The following is a 388-nucleotide window of genomic DNA, read 5'->3' on the forward strand; positions in this document are numbered from 1 at the left end:
GGCGCTCGGCGCAGACCGCCAAGGTTGCCCCCGAGCCGACGGACACGCCGTGAATCTCGCTCCGGGATCGACCATCGGCATCATCGGCGGCGGCCAGCTCGGCCGCATGCTGGCGATGGCCGCAGCGCGCCTCGGCTATCGCGTCGTCGAGTTGGAGCCCCAGCCCGACTGCCCGGCCGCGCAGGTCGCGAACCGGCAGATCGTCGCCGCCTATGACGATCCGGCGGCGCTTGCCGATCTGGCTGCCGCCAGCGCCGTCGTCACCTACGAATTCGAGAATGTCCCGGTCGCAGCGGCGCAAATGCTGGCGGCAATGGTTCCGGTCTATCCGCCGGCCCGCGCGCTCGAAGTCGCGCAGGATCGCCTGACCGAGAAAAGTTTCCTCAAC

General features: G+C 69.6%; 1 pseudogene. It reads left to right on the forward strand.

Annotation, left to right across the window (positions count from 1 at the left end):
- Nucleotides 1–49 precede the first annotated feature (49 nt).
- Nucleotides 50–388: pseudogene (locus EOD07_RS37415) on the forward strand (5-(carboxyamino)imidazole ribonucleotide synthase); the annotation flags it as partial.

The organism is Mesorhizobium sp. M2C.T.Ca.TU.002.02.1.1 (assembly GCF_003997225.1).